The organism is Microbacterium sp. Bi128 (assembly GCF_918698205.1).
The window spans coordinates 1-1,722 of sequence record NZ_CAKKMM010001102.1 but is presented as its reverse complement, the minus strand read 5'-3'; the positions used below and the strand labels follow the sequence as shown (position 1 = coordinate 1,722).

General features: G+C 64.1%; 1 protein-coding gene. It reads left to right on the top strand.

Annotation, left to right across the window (positions count from 1 at the left end; all coding sequences use genetic code 11):
• The first annotated feature begins 339 nt into the window (after nt 1-339).
• Nucleotides 340-1,515, top strand: a complete 1,176-nt coding sequence (locus tag LQV45_RS30180) for a zinc-dependent alcohol dehydrogenase (RefSeq protein WP_230010888.1) — start codon at nt 340-342, stop codon at nt 1,513-1,515.
• Nucleotides 1,516-1,722 lie beyond the last annotated feature (207 nt).

Genomic DNA, 1,722 nt, shown 5'->3' with positions numbered 1-1,722 from the left:
CGTCACAATCACTCGAGCGCCGGCATTGTAGGTAAACGAGACCAAACGCAACGGACGACGGCCGGGAGTCCCGCCGTCGTCCGCTTGTGCGAAGGTGCCGCTGAGCCGCCGGGCGGCTATTTGGGGCGGGCGGCCAGGGCGGATGCCAGGCCATGGCCGCACCCTGCCCTCAGCCGCGGGCACCCGCCCTTCGAACGAGCTCATCGCCAGCCGGTCCGACCATCTAAGTCGCCGTCCTCGTAGGACTCAGCCCGACGCTCCTTCCCATCCGGGCGCGAACAAGGAATGATCTTATTGATCAGTAGACTTACTAATTTGGTTGCGACTGAAGGAGCGAATATGAGGGCACTTACCTGGCAGGGAAAGCGGTCGGTCAGCGTGGAGATGGTTCCGGATCCGGTCATTGAGAAGGGGACGGACGCCATCGTCAGGATCACCTCATCGGCCATATGCGGCTCGGACCTCCACCTGTACGAGGTCCTTGGCCCCTATATGAAGGCCGGCGACATCCTGGGGCACGAACCCATGGGCGTCGTTGAGGAGGTCGGCTCCGAGGTCAGGAACCTCAAGCCGGGCGACAGGGTGGTCATCCCCTTCAACATCTCCTGCGGCCATTGCTGGATGTGCAAACAGGGGCTGCAGTCCCAGTGTGAAACCACCCAGGTCCATGCCCACAACAGCGGGGCGAGCCTGTTCGGGTTCTCCGAGCTCTACGGTTCGGTCCCCGGTGGGCAGGCGGAATACCTGCGCGTGCCCCACGCCGACTACGGGCCGATAAAGGTCGGGCACGAACTGCCTGATGAGCGGTACCTCTACCTCTCCGATATTCTTCCCACCGCCTGGCAGGGAGTGAAATACGCCGACGTCCCCGCCGGCGGCACCCTGGCGGTCTTTGGTCTCGGCCCGGTGGGGCAGTTCGCCAGCCGCGTCGGTCGACACCTGGGTCAGCGCGTCATCGCCATCGAGCCGGTTCCGGAACGCCGCCGCATGGCCGAGCGGCACGGGGTGGAAACGATCGATTTCACAAAGGACGTCAGCGACCAGCTTCGCGATATGACGGATGGAAGGGGCCCCGACGCGGTCGTCGACGCCGTCGGCATGGAAGCGCACAATTCGCCCGTCGGCGCCTTTGCGCAGAATGCGGTGGGGCTCTTGCCGGATGCCTTGGCAAAGAAGGCCATGGAGACTGCGGGTGTAGACCGCATGACGGTTCTCCATGCAGCGATCGACTCCGTGCGCCGGGGAGGCACCGTTTCGCTAAGCGGGGTGTACGGGGGTACAGCGAGCCCCATGCCCCTGCTGAGCATGTTCGACAAGCAGATCCAACTCCGGATGGGCCAGTGCAACGTCCGCCGGTGGACGGACGAGCTGCTCCCGCTCGTGGAAGATTCCGCAGACCCGCTCGGCGTCATGGACCTGAAGACTCACGAGGTCGACCTCGACGGTGCCGCGGCCGCCTACGAGATCTTCCAGAAAAAGGAAGACGGCTGCATCAAGGTGGTCCTGAAGCCGTAGCGAAGATGTCCCCGCTCCGGGAGATCTCCTCAGGTCTTCCGTCAGCCGGACCCAAGCGCAGCTGGGCTCCCCATTAGACAGGAACGGGAGCCCAGCTAGGCGACCTCGGTGAAAAGAAATCCCTCCGTCGTCCGCTTGTGTGTTAAACGGCCGCTATTCGCCGGCGGGCTGGAACAACTCGACAACGTTCCCGGACGGGTCCTCCAG